This is a genomic window from Corynebacterium sp. KPL2838 (assembly GCF_040225455.1).
Lineage (GTDB): Bacteria > Actinomycetota > Actinomycetes > Mycobacteriales > Mycobacteriaceae > Corynebacterium > Corynebacterium rhinophilum.
The window spans coordinates 1-18900 of the sequence record NZ_JBEHFT010000026.1 but is presented as its reverse complement, the minus strand read 5'-3'; the positions used below and the strand labels follow the sequence as shown (position 1 = coordinate 18900).

At 60.7% G+C, this 18900-nt stretch carries 16 protein-coding genes and 1 tRNA gene; 10 read left to right on the top strand and 7 right to left on the bottom strand.

What is annotated here, in order from left to right; translation table 11 throughout:
* The first annotated feature begins 8 nt into the window (after positions 1–8).
* On the top strand, positions 9–788 hold the full coding sequence (narI, locus tag ABRP98_RS08805) for a respiratory nitrate reductase subunit gamma (RefSeq protein WP_349858765.1): 780 nt from the start codon (positions 9–11) through the stop codon (positions 786–788).
* A 287-nt stretch (positions 789–1075) separates the two neighbouring features.
* Here the strand turns inward: narI and ABRP98_RS08800 are convergent, their stop codons facing one another.
* From ABRP98_RS08800 to ABRP98_RS08790, 3 genes are read right to left on the bottom strand one after another with little or no spacing between them, the layout of a single operon-like run.
* Positions 1076–2458 (bottom strand): multicopper oxidase domain-containing protein, encoded by a 1383-nt coding sequence (locus ABRP98_RS08800; protein WP_349858763.1) that lies wholly within the window; start codon positions 2456–2458, stop codon positions 1076–1078.
* Positions 2459–3658: a beta-carotene 15,15'-monooxygenase gene (locus ABRP98_RS08795; RefSeq protein WP_349858761.1), complete on the bottom strand. Its 1200-nt coding sequence runs from the start codon at positions 3656–3658 to the stop codon at positions 2459–2461.
* Entirely contained in the window at positions 3648–4724 is a 1077-nt protein-coding gene (locus ABRP98_RS08790; RefSeq protein WP_349858759.1) for a DUF8744 domain-containing protein, read from the bottom strand. The genes ABRP98_RS08795 and ABRP98_RS08790 overlap by 11 nt, the downstream gene beginning before the upstream one ends.
* Before the next feature lie 69 nt (positions 4725–4793).
* On the opposite strand from ABRP98_RS08790, the gene ABRP98_RS08785 reads away from it, so the two are divergent.
* From ABRP98_RS08785 to ABRP98_RS08770, 4 genes are all read left to right on the top strand, one after another.
* Positions 4794–5054 (top strand): DUF2249 domain-containing protein, encoded by a 261-nt coding sequence (locus ABRP98_RS08785; protein WP_349858758.1) that lies wholly within the window; start codon positions 4794–4796, stop codon positions 5052–5054.
* An 84-nt stretch (positions 5055–5138) separates the two neighbouring features.
* Positions 5139–5900, top strand: a complete 762-nt coding sequence (modA, locus tag ABRP98_RS08780) for a molybdate ABC transporter substrate-binding protein (protein ID WP_284852160.1) — start codon at positions 5139–5141, stop codon at positions 5898–5900.
* 3 nt (positions 5901–5903) lie between these two features.
* The gene (locus ABRP98_RS08775) at positions 5904–7760 is read left to right on the top strand and encodes an ATP-binding cassette domain-containing protein (protein ID WP_349858756.1); all 1857 of its coding nucleotides are present in this window, start codon (positions 5904–5906) and stop codon (positions 7758–7760) included.
* Positions 7761–7764: 4 nt separating this feature from the next.
* A complete protein-coding gene (locus tag ABRP98_RS08770; RefSeq protein ID WP_349858754.1) occupies positions 7765–8424 on the top strand; it encodes a helix-turn-helix transcriptional regulator in 660 nt (219 codons plus the stop codon).
* Here the strand turns inward: ABRP98_RS08770 and thrB are convergent.
* The 4 genes from thrB to argS all read right to left on the bottom strand — a co-directional run bounded on the left by thrB (position 8411) and on the right by argS (position 13876).
* Entirely contained in the window at positions 8411–9340 is a 930-nt protein-coding gene (thrB, locus tag ABRP98_RS08765; RefSeq protein WP_349858752.1) for a homoserine kinase, read from the bottom strand. The two genes, ABRP98_RS08770 and thrB, sit on opposite strands and share 14 nt — an antisense overlap.
* A 23-nt stretch (positions 9341–9363) precedes the next feature.
* Positions 9364–10707, bottom strand: coding sequence for a homoserine dehydrogenase (locus ABRP98_RS08760; protein ID WP_349858750.1), 1344 nt, complete (start codon positions 10705–10707; stop codon positions 9364–9366).
* A 178-nt stretch (positions 10708–10885) separates the two neighbouring features.
* Entirely contained in the window at positions 10886–12223 is a 1338-nt protein-coding gene (gene lysA / locus ABRP98_RS08755) for a diaminopimelate decarboxylase (protein WP_284769859.1), read from the bottom strand.
* Complete coding sequence (argS, locus tag ABRP98_RS08750) at positions 12224–13876, bottom strand: arginine--tRNA ligase (RefSeq protein ID WP_349858748.1); 1653 nt, start codon at positions 13874–13876, stop codon at positions 12224–12226. It abuts the gene before it with no gap.
* A 223-nt stretch (positions 13877–14099) separates the two neighbouring features.
* Here argS and ABRP98_RS08745 point away from each other — a divergent pair, with 223 nt between their 5' ends.
* The 5 genes from ABRP98_RS08745 (at position 14100) to ABRP98_RS08725 (ending at position 18802) form a co-directional block, all read left to right on the top strand.
* Positions 14100–14885, top strand: a complete 786-nt coding sequence (locus ABRP98_RS08745) for a (Fe-S)-binding protein (protein WP_023026328.1) — start codon at positions 14100–14102, stop codon at positions 14883–14885.
* Positions 14885–16390, top strand: coding sequence for a lactate utilization protein B (locus tag ABRP98_RS08740; protein WP_349858746.1), 1506 nt, complete (start codon positions 14885–14887; stop codon positions 16388–16390). Before ABRP98_RS08745 ends, ABRP98_RS08740 begins: the two co-directional genes overlap by 1 nt.
* Positions 16387–17007 (top strand): LutC/YkgG family protein, encoded by a 621-nt coding sequence (locus tag ABRP98_RS08735; RefSeq protein WP_349858744.1) that lies wholly within the window; start codon positions 16387–16389, stop codon positions 17005–17007. Before ABRP98_RS08740 ends, ABRP98_RS08735 begins: the two co-directional genes overlap by 4 nt.
* Positions 17008–17118: 111 nt before the next feature.
* The gene (locus tag ABRP98_RS08730; RefSeq protein ID WP_349858742.1) at positions 17119–18675 is read left to right on the top strand and encodes an alpha/beta fold hydrolase; all 1557 of its coding nucleotides are present in this window, start codon (positions 17119–17121) and stop codon (positions 18673–18675) included.
* 53 nt (positions 18676–18728) lie between these two features.
* Positions 18729–18802: transfer RNA gene (locus tag ABRP98_RS08725), tRNA-Arg, on the top strand.
* Positions 18803–18900: the final 98 nt, after the last annotated feature.

Here is an 18900-nt window from a genome sequence, read left to right as displayed (position 1 = left end):
GCCACATCGTGTTTGATAACTTCCTCTGGGGTGCCTTCCCGTGGTTAGCCATCGCGGCATTCTTCGTGGGCATCTTCTGGCGGTGGCGTTCCGACCAATTCGGCTGGACCACCCACTCCTCCCAAATCTATGAATCCAAGCTGCTGCGTTTATCCTCGCCGCTTTTCCACTGGGGCATGGTCTTCGTCGTCATCGGCCACCTGATGGGCTTGGCATTCCCCAAGTCTTGGACCCAGGCCGTTGGCATCAGCGATCACGCCTACCACCTCCTCGCCACCATCCCCGGCTCCATCGCCGCTCTGGCGGTCCTGCTGGGCTTTGCCGGTTTGCTGTACCGCAGGCTAAAGAACCGCTCCGTATTCTTGTCCACCTCCACCTCGGATAAGGTCATGTACGCGCTGCTCGGCCTCGCACTGGTATCGGGTTCTTTTGCCACCTTTACCCTGCAGCTTTTTGACCTCGCCGGCACCGGCGGGTACGACTACCGCGAAACCATTTCCCCGTGGCTGCGCCAGCTGTTGATCTTCAACATCCAGCCAGACCTCATGGCCAGTGCCCCGTGGCAATTTAAGGTCCACGTCCTCTGCGGATTCACCATCATCGCCGTGTGGCCCTTTACCCGCCTTGTCCACGCGTTCTCGGCGCCGGTCGGCTACGTCACCCGCCCTTACGTGGTCTACCGCTCCCGCGATGAGCGCACCACCCCGATGCGCTCCAATACCGCGTGGGAGCCTATCCGCTCCAACCGGAAGCAATTGGAAGGAGAAACCCCGAGCCACGGTGCCTAGGTAGTTTCCTCGGTCCTCTTCACCGCCGCGCGCCGTCCAGTAGATGGATGGTCCGCGGCGGTTTCCTTCTGTCTACACCTACTCCGGCGCGCCCCATGCGCTCACCATCCGCCCCCACGCTCCCTTCGCTCTCACCGGCAAGGCGGTGCGCCCGTGAAATCACCACCCGGTGAGTGCCAAGGGAGGTGCTGATCAAAGAACCCCGCCCTTCGCGGTCACGGGGAGAGGTAGATCTACCTCTCGGCAGTGCCCTGGTGAGCGCGAAGGGCGGGGAAGCTAAGAACGCGTTATTCGGTGACGACGAACTTGCCGTGCTGTCCCTTTTCCGCGTTAGTCATGATGTGGTTGACAAAGGAATACGTTCCAGGCTCGTTGAAGGTCATTTCCACGAACCCGCCTTGTGCGGGGAGCAGGTCGAGGGCTTGCGAACCGGTCTTATCCTCGTCCTTGATGAGGTAAGCACCTTCCTTATAGGCGGTATCGAATTGCTCGCCCACCACGTGGAAGCTAAGCGGCTGATCGGGGCCCACGTTCAGGATCCACAGGCGGACGGTATCGCCTACCTTGGCCTTGATGGGGTCGACGTCGTACTGGCTGGGGTAGTAATTAAAGGCCATTAGGTCGAAGTCGCCGTCGGCCACGCGCTGGGCGTCAGCGCCGGTCTTTTCCTCACCGAGGAATACATCGTTGGCGATGAAGTTGTACTCGGCATCCACGTCCTTGAGATCTGGTGGATCGATGATGACGTTGCCGGCCATACCGTTGGCGATGTGCAGGGACATCGGGGCGGTTGAGCAGTGGTACATCCAAATGCCGGAGCGATTCGCGGTGAATTCGTAGGTTAGTTCTTCCCCGGGCTGGATGGACTTCATGTTTTCATCCGGGTTGACCTCACCGGCGTGGAAGTCGATGGAATGGGCCATGCTGCCCTCGTTCTTGATGGTGATCTTGAACTTATCGCCCACCTTGCCGCGCAGCGTCGGCCCTGGCGCCTGGCCATTAAAAAGCCATTGCATCTGCTTAACTCCTGGGGCTACCTCAACGATTTCCTCGGTCATCGACCAGGTTTCTTCATGCGTGGTGGTATTAGCCGCCGGCGCCAGGGAGGCGTCATAGGCGCTAAAACCTTCGCGGGAGGCACCGAGTTCGGCGGCGCTCGGAACATCAACGTGCGGGTTGGATGCCCCTGCCACGGCATGGTGGTGATCGTGCCCGCCGGTGCTTGGCGCGGAATCGTCCACGTTGACGTCAAAGGTCATACCTTGCAGGCGGTGACCGGCAATGGTGCAGTAGCCTTCGATGCTGGATTCGATGACACCGGCATCGAGCTGCGCGGTATCGCCGGGATCGACGCGGCCGGTTTCGGCATCACCAATCTTTAGATCGTGGACTTGGTCCCCGGTATTGGTGAAGTTAACCACCAAGTGGGTGCCGGGATCGATATCAACGTGGTTGGGGACGAAGGCCATACCATCGACTTCTACGTCAATGGTGTGGGTTTCACCTTCGGCAACAGAGCTTGATGGCTGGGAGTCCTTAGAGGTGGTATTGACTAGGGCGAGCGCGATTACCGCGGCCAGCGCGATACCGATAAGTAACCACGAGGCCCATTGGGAGTTGCCGGACTCCGGCGGCTTATCCTGTGGCTGTGGGGAAGAAACACTAAGCATTTAATTCTCCAGATTCTGTTGTTGGTAGACGGCGCGGCCCACGGCAAGCACGTTTAATGCTAAGCCCATCCCCATGAGGATAAGCCCAGCAGGCAGGGCGTTGACAAGGCTCAGCAGGGCGCCGAGGTTGATGAGGACGAGTCGGGCAAAACCGGCGCGGTCCGCGGTATCCCGGCCGTGGTGCACCTTGGCAGGACCGCCTCCCACCAGCGTGGGCAAGAGGTGGTGCAAGACGCCGGTGACCAGCTGCAAAATGCCGCCGCCGATGAAGGCCGGAACCAAAAACAGCGTGATGACGCGCGGGTAAGCGCCGAGCGCTGCGGCGACGGCATCGCCGGCGCACAGGGCCACCATCCACAGCAGTCCTGCGATAACGGATACCGATGCTGTGGTGAGCCGAGGGTTGCGCCCCAGCACGGTGGCCAGGACGGGTTGGATGATCATGATGGCGGCGAGCACGACGAGCAGCTGGGCGATGCCCGCCGCGCGCGTCCACCCCACCGCGCCGCAGACCATGGTCAGGGCTAGCCCGGTGCAGTGGACGATGAGCCCGCGCGTACACCTGGTGCGCGCGGTGGGCGAAATCGCGGTGCTGGACAAGGTGGGAAGGAGCGTCACGATGGTGCCCACGATGGTCAGCCACGCAAACCCCCACACCATGCCGCGCGAGTGGGCGGCCACCAGGAAGGAATAGTTGCCTACGCCATTGCCGCTTAAGATCACCAGCACCACGGAGGCAATCATGAAGATGGATGCGGCCGCATAAAACGGCACCGTCACCGCAAACGATCCGGAAAGCGAGCCGCGCAAGCGCGTGTAGATAAAGACGAGCTGCCAGGCAAGGGCGGCGATGATGAGGAGGGAGGCGGCATCGGCAAGCAGGCCCCAGTCATATCCGGCGCGATCGATAATGAGCAGGACAAGGCCCACCTGGATGAGTACCACGCGTGCGCCCACGCCCCGGTATCCGTTATTGGCGGTGCGTGTAAGCGCCTCGGTGAAGTGGGTGGAAAATACAACGATGGCCGTGGTCAGCGCGCCGATGGTCAGCGGGTGGATGAGATCCCACCACACCACGGGCGCGCCCAGGTGACCCGCCACATTGATGCCGATGCCGATGAATACCCACGCGCCGATAAGCGCGGCGGTAAGGATGTGCCAGCGGCTGCGGGCGGCCAGGGAGATGTCATTAATGTGCACGGCGGGCCTCCTTCACCGTCAAAGTAATGCCGCAGGCGAGGAAAACCAAGACGGCGGCGAGGGTCGTCAGCCCACCTACCTGGTAGGCGACGGTGTGGCGGGCGACATCGGCAAGAATGCGCAACGCCAGCCCGCCGTGCAGGACCGCCACGGGAAGGAAAAGCACCGGGTGGTAAGGCAAGCGGCGGCGGATGACGGAGGTAATGATGATGGGGGCATGGGCAAAAATCATGGACATGACAAAGCCCAAAAAGATGGCGTGCACCGAGGCATCGTAGGCAAAGCCCGAGCTTTCGCCATAGAGCAGCCAGAAATAGCCGCCGAGGGCCAACCAAAAATACCCGGCGAGCATGCACGCGGCGGAATAGCGCGGCAGCCCGCGCGAGCGCACCAGGTTCTTCGCCACGTCCACGCGCACGGTAGAAACCGCAACGCCGATAAGCCCCGCGCCCATCGCGCGATAGCCCACTGCCGGGGAGAGGATATAGACCACGCTGAGCGCCGCCAACCCCAAAACCCACAGCGTAATCCGCTTTTCCGCCTGCGTGCCGGCCATGGTGATGCGGGCAAGCTCCATGCGCTCGCCGATGATCGTCGCCACCACGTAGAGCACGCACAGCGGCATCGCAGTAGAAAAGGCCGGCTCCATGGCCCACAGCAGCGCCGCCGCTACCCCGCCGATGACGCCGGTGGCCTGCACGATGATGGACAGGGCGGGCTGGCGCCGGTGAATGGTGGCGTAGATAAACCCCAGCACGATGAAGCCGGCGGCAAAACACAACGCCGGGACCTGCCGCGGCAGGCCGGCCACGATGCCAACGAAGCCGGCTACGTGGAAGATGGGTCCTGCCCAGGCCCACCGCGTGCGCACGGCGACGGCGCGCTCCAGCCCGATAGCGCCGCCGACAAAGCCAAAGACCATCAAGGGGCCATGATCGGCGGCGACGGAGGCAGCCGGCGAGAAACCCACGCCGAGCAGGGATGCCCCGGCGGCGAGCCCAACCAGCAAGGACAGCCCCGCGCAGGCAAGGAAGAAGAAGCGGTGCGCGAGCCTATTATTTATCACGGCTTTAATCGTACTAATATTGGTGGCAAGGTAAAACCTCACCCCACCTCCGAAAGGATGATCCTCACCATGGAACTTCCCATCACCGATTCTTCCCAGCAGAACTCCATCCCCACGCTCAACGCGACCGAAATCCCCCACGCCGTGCGTCACGGTGCCATCCACGGCGCTTTGGGCACCCTGAACGTGGGCCAAGCCATGATCCTCATCGCCCCGCACAACCCGCTGCCGCTACTCAAGGAAGTAGAAGAGCGCCCGGAGGAATTCGAGCTGTCGTACCTCAAGGAAGAAGAAAACGACTATCACATCAAGTTCACGCGAATTTCGTAGTGTATTTCCGTGCCAATCGATAGGCTATGTGCTGATAACTTCATCTCTCATACTAAGTTGCCTACATAACACGGAACATTCACTATGAATAAGAAATTTGCCGCAGCCGCCGTGGCTGCGACCGGGCTGGCGCTCTCCGCCTGCTCTCCCGATACCTCCACTACCTCCGATGCGGAGGAGACCAGCTTGAACCTACTGGCTGCATCGTCCACCCGCGTCATCAACGATGAACTGGAAAAGCGCGCTTCCGAGTTCGACGCCCCGGTAAACCTCGAGTTCCAAAATGGCGGCTCTTCCGACTTGGTCAATAAGCTCAGCGAGGGCGCTCCTGCGGACTTGCTGCTTACCGCGTCCAAAAAGACCATGGACAAGGCAATCAATGACGGAACCGTCAAGGACCCGAAGGTGCTTGCCACCAACGTCATGGTGATGGTCGTGCCGAAGGGCAACCCGGGCAATATCCACTCCATCGAGGATCTGCAGAACGAAGACCGCTTCGTCATCTGTGACCCGCAGGTTCCCTGCGGAGATATCTCTTCCCAGATCATCGAAGAAAACAACCTGGACGTAAAGCCCGCCTCCCAGGAGCAGCAGGTCGCTGACGTTTTGGGCAAGGTCGTCTCCGGTGAGGCCAATGCCGGCTGGGTCTACTCCACCGACGCCGCGGCCGCTGGCGATGATGTAGAGGTTATCGAGATTCCGGATGCTGATAAGTTTGCCAACCAAATCCTAGGCGCAGTCTCCGCCGAGGCTGAGCACCCAGAAGAGGCACAAAAGGTCCTCGACCTATTGGCCGATGACTTTGATAAGGCCTGGGAAGAGTACGGCTTTAACCCAGCAGATTAATCAATGACCCCTCCCCAGCCCGTCCGCCTTAGGTATCCCCTCGTTATCGGCCTTATCGGCCTCATCGCGGTCGTTGTCATCCTCGTTCCCGTAGCCTCCTTGGGGCTGCGCGTACCGTGGGACCGCCTCGGCGAATACCTCGCCAAACCGGAGATTTGGGACATGCTCAAGCTGTCTTTCACCGCGGCATTCCAATCAATGCTGCTGGCGATGGTGCTGGGGACCGGCCTTGCCCTTTGGGTCCAACAGCTTGGCCGGGGCAGCGGCGTTATCCGCCTGTTCATCTATTTGCCCTTGGCCATGCCACCCGTGGTGGGCGGTTTGGCGCTGACCGCCGCCATCGGCCGCCGGGGCTATTTGTCCCCGCTTCTTGACGCCATAGACTTCCATTTTGCTTTTGCTTTCCCCGGCGTCATCGCCGCGCAGTGCTTCGTCGCCTTGCCCTTCGTCGTGGTGGCGGTCGATTCCGCACTGCGCCAATTGGATCAGGAGATTTTGGCCTCTGCCGCCAGCGTGGGGCTATCCCGCTGGGAGGTACTGCGCAAAATCACCATCCCCTCCATCGTCCGTGCCCTGGCCACCGGTGCTGGCCTTGCCTTTGCGCGGTCCCTCGGCGAGTTCGGCACCACGCTGACCTTCGCGGGATCCCAGCCGGGCGTGACCCGCACGATGCCGCTCGGCATTTACTTGGAGCGCGAGGTCGATACCGATGGCGCCTATGTGCTCTCCGCCATCCTCATTGCGATGGCGATTGTCTGCCTAGCCCTCGCCGGGCTGCCCTCGCTCCTCCATCGTTCCTATCAGGCACAGGCCCGCGAGCTGCACAGCATGGACTATGAGAAACTCCGCGCCCTGACCGCTCCAGATAATGCCTCTACCCTATCCGTCACGGCGGATGGGGAGACCACGGAATTTACCCCGCGCGCTATCACCGCCATCGTCGGGTCCAATGGCTCGGGCAAGACCACACTCATAGGGCGCATCGCCGGGCGGCTGACCGGCGCAGAGATTAGCGCCAACCCGGATGACATCGTCCTGCTGACCCAGCGCCCCGGCCTCCCGCCGCGAGCCACCGCCAACCAAGCCATCGCGATGGTCACCCGCGATAAGCAGCGCGCCACGGAGTTGCTGGAGGCGGCGGGATTGCGGGAGCTTAACGATGTCCCCGTGCCCGCCCTTTCCGGCGGCCAGGCCGCCCAAGTGGCCCTCGTCCGCGCGCTTGCCGCACGGCCCACCATCCTGATTCTGGATGAGCCCTTGGCGGCCATCGATGTGGAATCCGCCAGCAAGTGGCGCCGCTTCCTGCGCGCTACCCGCCGCGACCGCACCACCTTGCTGGTGACCCACAATGCGTTGGATATTGCCGGGCTTGCCGATGACATGGTGGTCATGAATTCCGGCCGCGTCACCGCCCACGGACCTGCCGCAGACCTCCTCGATGTCCCACCCACCGGCTTTGTGGCTAATATCGCCGGGCTCAACCGCGTGGAAGGCACCGTCACAGAGGCGACTGCTACCGAGACCGTCGTTACCTGCGGGAATGCCACCATCACTGGCGGGCCCGCCGATCTCCGCGCCGGCGATACGGTAGCGGTCACGTTTAAGCCAAGCGACGTGCACCTTACCGCTGAAGCCTCTACCGGGGTCAATCACTGGTCCACCAAGGTCATCGCGGTGGAAGCGGCCAGCATGGCGGATGCTCGATTAAGCCTAGATATGGACGGGCAATCCATCACTGTGCCGGTGAGTAGGCAGGTAGCTTTAGGTATTGATACGGGCGATACCGTATCCTATAGCGTGGCTAAAGATAAGATTTCTGTTAATCAAGCCCCTCAACAGCACTCAGAGATACGAAGTTAATCGCATGCCTAATTCGCTCCCCCGCCCCAGTTCCGATCTTTTCCCAGAAGCGCTCAAGCTTTCCCCTAAGCAGCGCGAGGTGCTCACGCAGCTCCAGCACTACCCGCGAGGAGCCCGTGCGGCGGAGGTAGCAAAAGATCTAGGCATGCACGTCAATACCGCGCGCGGGCATATCGATGAGCTCATTCATGTCGGTGCCGTCACCGCCGTTCCAGAACACAGCACCGGGCGCGGGCGCCCGTCCCTGATTTTCCAGGCGCGCGTGCCAGATAACCGCGCCATCGCAGACGAATATGTCAGCCTCATTAGCGTGCTGACCACCATGCTCGCGGGCAAAGAAGAGCTCGATGATTTCTCTTCCCCACAGGCCCGGGAGCTGGGACGCCAATGGGCGCGCGCCACGGGCGCGGACATTCACAGCGGGGCGCTCGATACCCTTTTTGCCACCCTGCGCGATATGGGTTTTGATCCTTCGCAGGGCGCGGATCCTTCCGAAATCGAGTTGAATGCCTGTCCGTTCGTCTCCTCCGGAACCACCCCGAGCCCCTTTGTCTGCGCCATACACGCTGGCTTTTTGCAGGAAGCCAGCGGTACGGACGCGGACATCGCCTTAACGCCGATGCAGCGCCCCGAAGTGTGCCAGATCGAGATTAAGCCTGTGTAACTTCCACGCGGACCGAGCCCGCGACCTTGAGATCGAAGACGCGCAGGCCCTGCTCGCGGGCATCATCAAGAATGCTCTCGTCAATATCCTCCGTGTGCAGCACCATCACCGTTGGCCCCGCCCCGGAAAGATAGGCGGCGTACCCGCGGTTGCGCAGGCGGTTCACCCACTCCGCGGTCACGGGAAGCACGTCGGCGCGATACGGCTGGTGCAAGCGGTCGCGGGTGCCTTCCCACAGTAACTCCGGGTAGTTCTGCAATGCGGCTACCTGGACGGCGGTGCGGGAGACGTTAAAGGCGGCATCGGAATGCGTCACGTGCGAAGGCAGCACCCGGCGCACCGCCTGGGTGGAGGCGTGGGAATCCGGCACCAGCGCGGTCGCCCGAATATCGGGATGCACGTTGATGGTGGCGGCCTTGTATTCCGGTAAGGATCGGCCATCGACAGGAACCGTCGTCCACGAGACCACGGCACTGCCCAGTACCGACGCCGCGGCATTATCCGGGTGGCCCTCAAACGCCGAGGACAATTGTACGAGCTGATCTTGGGTCAGCGGGCTGCCCGCCAAGGCATTGCCCGCGGCCACGCCGGCGACAGCCGTAGATGCCGAAGAACCCAGGCCGCGCGATTGGGGAATCGTATTATGCGAGACCACGCGCAGCCCCGGCACCGTAGCTTCGGCGGCAGATAGCGCCGACCGGATGGCCTTGACCATCAGGTGTGAGCCATCCCGCGGGAGGTCGTCTGCCCCCTCGCCGAAAATCTCTACCTCGAGGCCGGAGGGAATGACCTCCACCTCGGCGGTGTCATACATGCTCAATGACATGCCCAGGGTGTCATATCCCGGCCCCAGGTTCGCCGTGGAGGCGGGGACGGTGACTATCGCTTTGGTGCCGACTTCAACTTCGATGCTCATGGTGTCTAATATATCGAACCGGTTTAGCTGCCCAGGCGGATGACCGAGTGAACGGCCTTGACCTCATCGAGCTCGCCCAAGGCGGAGACGATGTTTTCCAGGGTCGCTTCCTTGGCAGCGTGGGTGACCACAATAAGGCGCGCGGTATCCTCGCCGTCTTCTTGGCGCACGGTGCGCAGGGATACCCCATGCTGTGCGAAAAGCGCGGAAATAGCCTCCAAGACGCCGGCGCGATCCTGGACTTCCATATCGATGTAGAAGCGGGTATCGACCTCGCCGAAGTCCGCAATCGGCAAGTTAGCGTAGGTATTCTCGCCAGGCGCGCGGCCGCCGTGGACTATATTGCGGGCGGCACCGACGACATCGCCAAGCACGGCCGAAGCGGTGGGGTTGCCGCCAGCACCATTGCCGTAGAACATAAGCGAGCCGGCGGCCTCAGCCTCAACGAAGATGGCGTTATAGGACTCGCTGACGGTAGCCAGCGGGTGCTCCTTGGCCACCAAGGTCGGGTGCACGCGCGCGTTGACCACTTCAGTTCCATCCTCGCGGCGCAGGCGCTCACAAATGGCGAGCAGCTTGATGGAATAGCCGGCATCGTTTGCCGCGGCGATATCGTCTGCGGTGATATCGGTAATGCCCTCGCAGTGCACGTCCTCGAACTTCACGCGAGTGTGGAAGCCGATGGAGGCCATGATGGCGGCCTTGGACGCCGCGTCATGCCCCTCCACGTCCGCGGTGGGATCCGCCTCGGCATAGCCCAAGCGGGTGGCTTCTGCCAGGGCCTCGTCATAAGTGGCGCCGGTGGATTCCATGGCATCCAAGATGTAGTTGGTCGTGCCGTTGACGATGCCAGAGATGCGCTCAATCTGGTCACCTGCCAGGGAGCGACGCAGCATACCCACGACGGGGATGGCGGCGGCCACGGCGGCCTCAAAGTAGAGGTCAACGCCGGAGCGTTCCGCTGCCTCGGCCAATTCATCAGCATGCGCAGCAACGAGCGCCTTATTCGCCGTCACCACGGACTTGCCGGAATTAAGCGCGGTCAACACCAACTCGCGCGGGAAATCGATCCCACCGATGACCTCCACCACCAAGTCAATATCATCGCGGGAGATCAGGGCCTTGGCATCATCGGTCAACAATTCACTGGGCACGCCAGGGCGCAGCTTGTTTTTATTCTGGATGGCGATGCCGCGGATCTCTGCCGGCCCACCGATGCGATGAGCAAAGGCATCCGCATTCTCATCTAAGAGGCGGAAAACTTCCGCGCCCACGGTGCCGAATCCAAGCAGCGCGATGCCAACGGTTTCGCCTTCACCCTTGCCGGTACGCGAATGTAGCTGTAGCTCACTGTTTGAAGCATCCATAGTCCGTCTCCATGTCGATTTAGTGGTGGAAAATATCTCCCGCTTTACGCGGCTACAGGTCACTATACAGAACGAGCTGTCTATATTGCGACATGCGGGGGATAATATTCGTTTAGCTACAGAAAACCCCCGCCGCACGGGCCGAATGTGGCCCCTGCGTTGCGGGGGTAGTACTGGCTTAATCCACTTCCAAGGACAAAAGATCCTCGATGGTTTCGCGCCGCAACATGGGCTTGGTATTTCCCACGCGCGTGGCAACCACCGCTGGGCGCACCGCGCCGTTGTACCGAGAGGACATCATGTACTGATACCCGCCGGTGGCCGCGAAAGCGAGCAAGTCCCCCGGCTGGATATCATCGGGCAATTCGCCTTCCTCCAACAGAATATCGCCGGATTCGCAGTGGAAACCCACGATGCGCGAGGGCACCATCTCGCCGTCGCTAAAGCGGTTAACCAGGCGCACATCGTATTCGGAACCGTAGAGGGCGGGGCGAATATTATCGGACATTCCCCCATCGATGGAGATATACCGGCGCACCGGCAAATCGGCCTTGCCGGTTTCCACGTCCTTGACCGTACCCACGCGGTAGACGGTCACGGCAGACCCGGCCACCAAGGAGCGCCCCGGCTCCACGAGGAGGAACGGCGCCTTAATGTCGAGTTCTTCCGCAGTCTGGTCAACGGCCCGCAGCATGTCCTGGGCCACGCGGTCAATATTCAGGGCTTCCTCATAGGGCATATACGGAATACCAAAGCCGCCGCCCAAGTCCAGCTCGGCTAAGTCAACGCCCAGCTCGGTGTGGATTTGACGGTAGAGCTCCAGCACGCGCTCGGCGGCGAGTTTGAAACCCTCGGCATTGAAAACCTGGGAGCCTACATGGCAGTGCAGGCCGCTCAAGTGGAGGTTGTTCACCTCAAGGCAGCGCTTCGCGGCGGCGAAAGCCGCGCCCGTGGCCAGGGAAATACCGAATTTCTGGTCCTCGTGCGAGGTAGCAATGAATTCGTGGGTATGCGCATCCACACCCGGCTTGACGCGAATCATTACCGGCTGCACCACGCCTGCCTCGCCGGCGATGCGGTTGAGCTCTTCGAGCTCCTGCTCATTATCGATGACCACGTGGCCCACGCCCGCATCCACGCACAGGCGCAGGTATTCCTCGTCTTTATTATTGCCGTGCGCCGTAATGCGCGCTGCCGGGAACTCTGCGGCGAGCGCAATCTTTAGCTCATTGAGCGCGGCAGCATCGAGGCACAGGCCTTCTTCGTTGACCCACTGCACGACCTTTTTGGAAATGAATGCCTTGGAGGCATAGTGCACGTGATCGGGTCCACCGAAAGCGCGAGCCATGTCTTGGCAGCGCGAGCGGAAGTCATCTTCATCGAAGACGTACAGCGGGGTCTGGAATTCCTCTGCCAAATCCGGCAAGGGGACTTCCGCCACGGTAACTACGCCATCTTCCTGGCGGCTCGCATTCCGCGGCCACACGTGGGCGGGAAGCTCATTGAAATCAGTCATTTACATCTTCTCCGGTGCGCTCACGCCAACCATGGTCAAGGCATTGGACAGGACGACGCGGGATGCTTCCGCCAATGCGAGGCGTGCGCTGTGAATGGGCTGCTCTTCCTCCCCTGCCTTGGGCAAAACCTGGCAGGTGTCATAGAAACGGTGGAATACGCCAGCCAACTCTTCGGCATAGCGCGCCACGCGGTGCGGCTCGCGCAGTTCCGCGGCATCTGCCACTACGGCAGGGAACTCACCCAGGGTGCGGATGAGGTCGCCTTCGCGCTCATGCTCCAGCAGGGAGAGGTCCGCCCCCTCGGAGCTCACTCCTAGCTCCGCGGCCTTGCGCCCAATCGAGCACAACCGGGCGTGCCCGTATTGCACGTAGTAGACAGGGTTATCCGAAGACTGCGACTCCCACAGGCCCAGGTCGATATCGATGGACTGATCCACGGACGAGCGCACCAGCGAATACCGCGATGCATCGATACCGATGGCGGCGACCAAATCCTCAATGGTGATCACGGTGCCCGCGCGCTTAGACATGCGCACCGGCTTGCCATCGCGCAGCAGGTTGACCATCTGGCCAATGAGCACCTCGACGCCATCGGCGTCATAGCCCAGGGCGGCTGCTGCCGCCTTCAAGCGCGGGACATAACCGTGGTGGTCAGCACCCAACATGTAGATATTGAGATCGTGACCGCGGTCGAATTTATCGGCCACATAGGCGATATCGCCCGCGATATAGGCCGCATTGCCGTCCGACTTCACCACGACGCGATCCTTAGAATCGCCATAATCGGTGGACTTTAGCCACCATGCATTGTCCGCCTCATAGAGGTGACCTTCAGACTTCAGGGTCTCGAGCGCCTTGTCCACCGCACCAGATTCAAAAAGCGAATTTTCATGGAAATAGACATCAAAATCCACGCCGAATTCGTGCAGGGACTGCTTAATCTGGGCAAACATCATATCCACGCCATCGGCGCGGAAGGCCTCTTGCACCTGCGCAGCATCGCCCTCGAGCGCGCTTGGGTTCTTTTCCACAACCGCGTTTGCGATATCGCGAATATAATCTCCGCCGTAGCCATCCTCCGGCGTGGGCTCGCCTTTAGCTGCAGCAACAAGGGAGCGCGAGAAGCGATCGATCTGGCCGCCGTGATCATTGAAGTAGTACTCGCGGGTGACCTCCGCACCAGAAGCCGTCAGTACCCTGCCCAGCGAATCGCCGACGGCGGCCCAGCGCGTACCGCCCAGGTGAATCGGGCCAGTGGGATTGGCGGATACGAATTCCAGGTTAATCTTCTTGCCCGCAAAGGAATCATTGGAACCGTAGTCCGCGCCTGCCCGCAGAATCTGGGCAACAATCTCGCCTTGGGCAGCGGCGGCTAAGCGAATATTAATAAAGCCAGGACCGGCAATATCGGCCTCCGCAATAGCATCGTGCTGGGCCAATTTTTGTGCTAACCAGCCACCAAATTCGCGCGGATTCGCGCCGGCCTTCTTGGCCACCTGCAGTGCAAGGTTGGTGGCATAGTCACCGTGTTCTGGGTTGCGGGGGCGCTCTACCGTGACAGATTCCGGCAATACGGACGCGTCTAGGTCATGTTCTGCCATGACCTCGGTGGCGGATTCTTTAACTAAGGTGGCCAAATCAGCTGGAGTCATGTGGCAAGAGTCTAGTTCACTGCCCCGACACGTGCGAAAAGAAGCACTGACTAACATTTCAGAGGGCAAAATTTACTCATTTTCTAGACCTCTTAGGCAAACCTATATTGCGATATATATTACAAAATATATGCTGCTAGATAGTGATTAACACTACGATCCGCCTAGTGAATGTGTAGGGTTAATTGCACCCCATGACTTAAAAACTAATAAGGAGCACCGTATGCGCATTGCGCTTTTTTCTACTTGCATTGGTGACACCCTTTTCCCGGACGTCCAAAAGGCGACGGCATTGGTTCTCTCCCGGTTAGGTCACGAAGTTGTCCTTCCGGAGGAGCAAACCTGCTGCGGCCAGATGCACATCAACACCGGCTACCAAAAGGAAACGCTGGGGATGATCCGCTCTTATGCGGATGCCTTCGCGGATCCTTCCATTGACTACGTCGTGGCAGCCTCCGGTTCCTGCGTGGCGGCAGTTCGCGACCGCCACGAAAGCATTGCTGACCGCTTCGGCACTTCCGCCGATGTCGATGGCGCGCAAAAGACCGCACAGAAGACCTACGATCTCACCGAATTTTTGGTCGATATTGAGGGCGTGACCAACGTCGGCGCTTTCTTCCCACACCGCGTGACCTACCACTCCGCTTGCCACGGCCTGCGCTTCCTCAAGCTGGAAGACCGCCCCTACAAGCTCCTCCAGGAGGTCGAGGGCATCGACTTGGCACCGCTGGCCAATAGCGAGGAATGCTGCGGCTTCGGCGGCACCTTTGCCCTGAAGAATGCTGAGGTGTCCCAGGCCATGGTCTCCGATAAGACCCGCCACATTAAAGACACCAAAGCCGAGTACGTCACCGCCGGTGACTCCTCCTGCCTGATGAATATCGGCGGCGCCCTGCACCGCCAGCGCTCCGGCATTCGCGCCCTACACATGGCAGAGATTTTGGCCTCCACGAAGGAACACCCGTGGCAGCCAGACTCCGCCGCTTACTCCAAGGAGACGATGCTCTAATGACCTCTTTCCTCGACACCACCCCACCACGCGCCCCTGAAGGCTACGGCAACCTGCGTGGCAGCAAGGCCTTCGTCCCGCTCGCGCACGTCGGGCTGAATAACGCTACCCAGCGTCACAACCTGCAGCACGCGACCACCACCATCCGTCAAAAACGCGCCAATACCGTACAGGAAGTGGATGACTGGGAGCTGCTCCGCAACGCCGGGTCTGCCCTCAAGGAGGACGTCACCGCCCGCATGCCGGAACTGCTCGAGCAATTTGAAAAGGCAGTGTCTGACCGCGGCGGCATCGTCCACTGGGCCCGCGATGCTAAGGAAGCCAACGAGATCATTGAAGGTCTCATCCGCGAAACGGGTGAGACCGACGTGGTCAAGGTGAAATCCATGGCTACCCAGGAAATTGGCTTGAACGAGCACCTCGAAGAGGCCGGAATCCACGCCCAGGAAACCGACTTGGCAGAGCTCATCGTCCAGCTTGGTGACGATATGCCATCTCACATTCTGGTGCCCGCAATTCACCGCAACCACGCGGAAATTCGCGATATCTTCGTCGATAAGATGCCCAACACGGATGACTCGCTGAAGGCCGAGCCCGCCGAGTTGGCCGAGGCATCCCGCCAGTTCCTGCGCCAGCAGTTCATGAAGGCCAAGGTCGCCATTTCCGGCGCCAACTTCGGCGTTGCTGAAACCGGCACCGTCAACGTCGTGGAATCTGAGGGCAATGGCCGCATGTGCCTGACGCTGCCGGAAACGCTGATTACCGTCATGGGCATCGAAAAGCTCGTGCCTACCTTCCAGGACCTGGAAGTCTTCCTGCAGCTGCTCCCCCGTTCCTCCACCGCGGAGCGCATGAACCCGTATACCTCCATGTGGTCCGGTGTGACGGAGGGCGATGGCCCGCAGAACTTCCACATCGTCTTGCTGGATAATGGGCGCACCGCAGCGTTGTCTTCGCCCGTTGGCCACCAAGCACTGAAGTGCATCCGTTGCTCGGCCTGCCTCAATGTCTGCCCCGTGTACGAGCGCGCCGGCGGACACGCCTACGGCTCCGTGTACCCGGGCCCCATCGGTATCTCCCTGACCCCGCAGCTAACTGGCATGAAGGACCACAACGATCCATCGGCTAGCTTGCCGTACGCCTGCTCGCTGTGCGGGCGCTGCGACGACGTGTGCCCGGTGAAGATTCCGCTTTCTGATGTCATCTTAGAAAACCGCCACCAGAAGGTCACCCATGCTGCCTCGCCGATCGAGCCAAAGCTGTTCAAGACGGTGCAGCTGCTCTGGGACAACCCGAAGATGTGGGATAAGGTCACCCACCTCGTGGCACTTGGCCGCGTGATGGGCGGATTCAACGGCACCATCGAGTCGCTGCCGCTGTTCATGTCCGGTTGGTCCGATGGCCGCGATACCGCGATTCCGCCGAAGAAATCCTTCCGCCAATGGTTCGACTCCGAAGAAGGCAAAGAGCTGCTGTCCAATGCCCGTAAGGAGGCCTCCAAGTGAGCGCAAAGCAAGACATCCTAAACCGCATTCGTTCGGCGCAGACGCAGGCTGGGCTGCCAGATCACGTCGATGTGCCACGCGAATACCAGCGCGAAGGCACGCTGAATGATGATGAACTGCGCGAGATGCTGGTCGATCGCCTCGAGGATTACAAGGCGGAAGTCCACGTCACGGAGGAAAGCGATCTCAAAAAGACGCTGGATTCCATCGTTCACGACCGCGACTGCACCGACATCCGCTACGCCCCAGGCATGAATGCCGATCTTTTTGATGGCCTTCCGGCCCGCCCGGACGACGAGGAAGCGGATCCGCGCGAGCTTGACGATGCCGACGCCGTCGTCACCGAGTCCTTCGTGTCTTCCGCGCAGACCGGCACCATCGTATTGCAGTCCGATTCCCGCTGCGGCCGCCGCGCCTTGACGCTGGTACCGGACCGTCACATCTGTATCGTCCGCCGCGACGAGGTTGTCTACGGCATCCCTGAGGTCATTTCCCGGATGAACCCAGACAAGCCCGCAACGTGGATTTCTGGCCCTTCCGCGACCTCCGATATCGAGCTCTCGCGCGTCGAGGGCGTGCACGGCCCGCGCGATCTCATTGTGATTATTGTGAAGTAGCGAGGCTGGGGTGCCGAGTTAGGGCACCCGCCACGTGTAAATTTCTGCCACGAACCTGAAAGAAGCATAAGCTAACTCTGACAAACGTTATAGGAGTCGGAGCTTTAGCTTATGCTTTCTTTTTCTCGAAAAATTTCTACCGTAGTATGCGCTAGCGCCCTCGCACTGGGCGTGGCGGCCCCCACCGCCGCCGCGGCGGATCCAGAAATCACCTGGGAGGATTGCCCCGCACAGGTCAACCTGGATGGCGCCGAGTGCGGGCGGATAGAGGTACCTACCTACTACGATAACCCCGCAGCCGGCACCATTAGCGTCGGTTTCGTTCGCGTGCCCGCGGCACAACCAGACGCGCGCCGCGGCGCGCTCTTTACCAACCCAGGCGGCCCCGGCGGCGACGCTTATTCTTGGGCTGGAAACGATACCGTCGAGTGGCCCGAAGAGATTCGCAACGAGTGGGATCTGATCGGCGTCCAGCCGCGCGGCCTGCCCGGTTCCACCCCGGTGGACTGCGCTACCACCCCGAACTTCAATCCCATCGAGGCCACCACACAGATTGGCAAGGCCACACGGGATGCCTGCGAGCAGAATACCCCTGGCTATACCAACTCTTTGACCACCGCCAATACCGCCCAAGACTGGGAAATGGTGCGTCAAGCGCTGGGCGAGGACGTCATTGACATCGCCGGCATCTCCTACGGCACCTATCTTGGCTCCGCCTACGCCACCCAGAATCCGCAGCACACCGGCAAGGTGCTGCTCGATTCCGGCATGAGCCCCCAGTTGGCATGGAATGGCATCTTCACCTCACAGCAACAAGGGTATGAAAACGCGCTGCACGATCTGTTCCAGTACATCGCGGATAATGACGCCACCTACCATTTGGGCACTACTGCACTCCAGGTCTATGAAAAGTGGTCGCAGAAAGTCGCTATGGAAGCCGGTGCCCGCCCTACGGTCTTGCCACCGGATGCGAAAATCGGCGACCTCCCCCAAGGACTCGAATTCGCCGGCCAGCCGGGCGCGGACATCATGACCGCCACGGGTGAGCTGCGCGTGCAGGCGGAGTTCCTCGCCGACAAGGCGCTTAACCCGCAAGCAGACCAAAGGGCCTCTGTAACCTTGGGCAAGACTCGCGAGGTAGTTCCCATGCCCGCACACTGGGATGAGTTTGCCAAGTACTTAAATGGCAGCAAGCCTCTCGAGGTCGTCGATGATCCAGAGCTTGCTCGCGCGGTGCAACAGCAAGTTATCCAGATGATGAATATGCAAAACCTCATCGTCTGCAATGAGAACACCGTCGCCGGCAACCCGTGGCTCTTCCCCACCTACCTGTGGTCCAACTTTGTCACCGGCGATATTTTCTCCCTGGTTAATTCCATGTATGGATCTGGCGCCGGGTGCGGCGGCCGCGGACCCGTTACCGGCGGGGCGCCACTCGATGGCTCGCACCTTGCCACCAAACCGCTGCAAATCCAAGGTACGGGCGACCCGCAGACCCCGTACCAGTACCACGAGGCCCTCTCCCAGCCCATGCAATCGCGCGTCGTCACCGTCCACGGCCCCGGCCACGGGCACTTTGCTCTGGGCAATAAGGCCGTCGATGAGATTGGCGTGCACTATCTGCGCACCGGTGAGGTAACCACTGCTGACGCACCGGGCCTGATTTAGTTCCCAGGCGGGCGATGCGCTAGAATCACATCGTTGGGAATTTTCCCAGCGATGTCTCCGTAGCTCAGCGGATTAGAGCATCGGTTTCCGGTACCGAAGGTCGCAGGTTCGATCCCTGTCGGGGACACAAAATTTTTAGCCCCTTCGCTTTGAACTGCTCCCCATTAGTTGGACTGAGAAATCAGTTACCGACTAGTAGGGAGTAGTTTTCTTTGAGAGCACGAA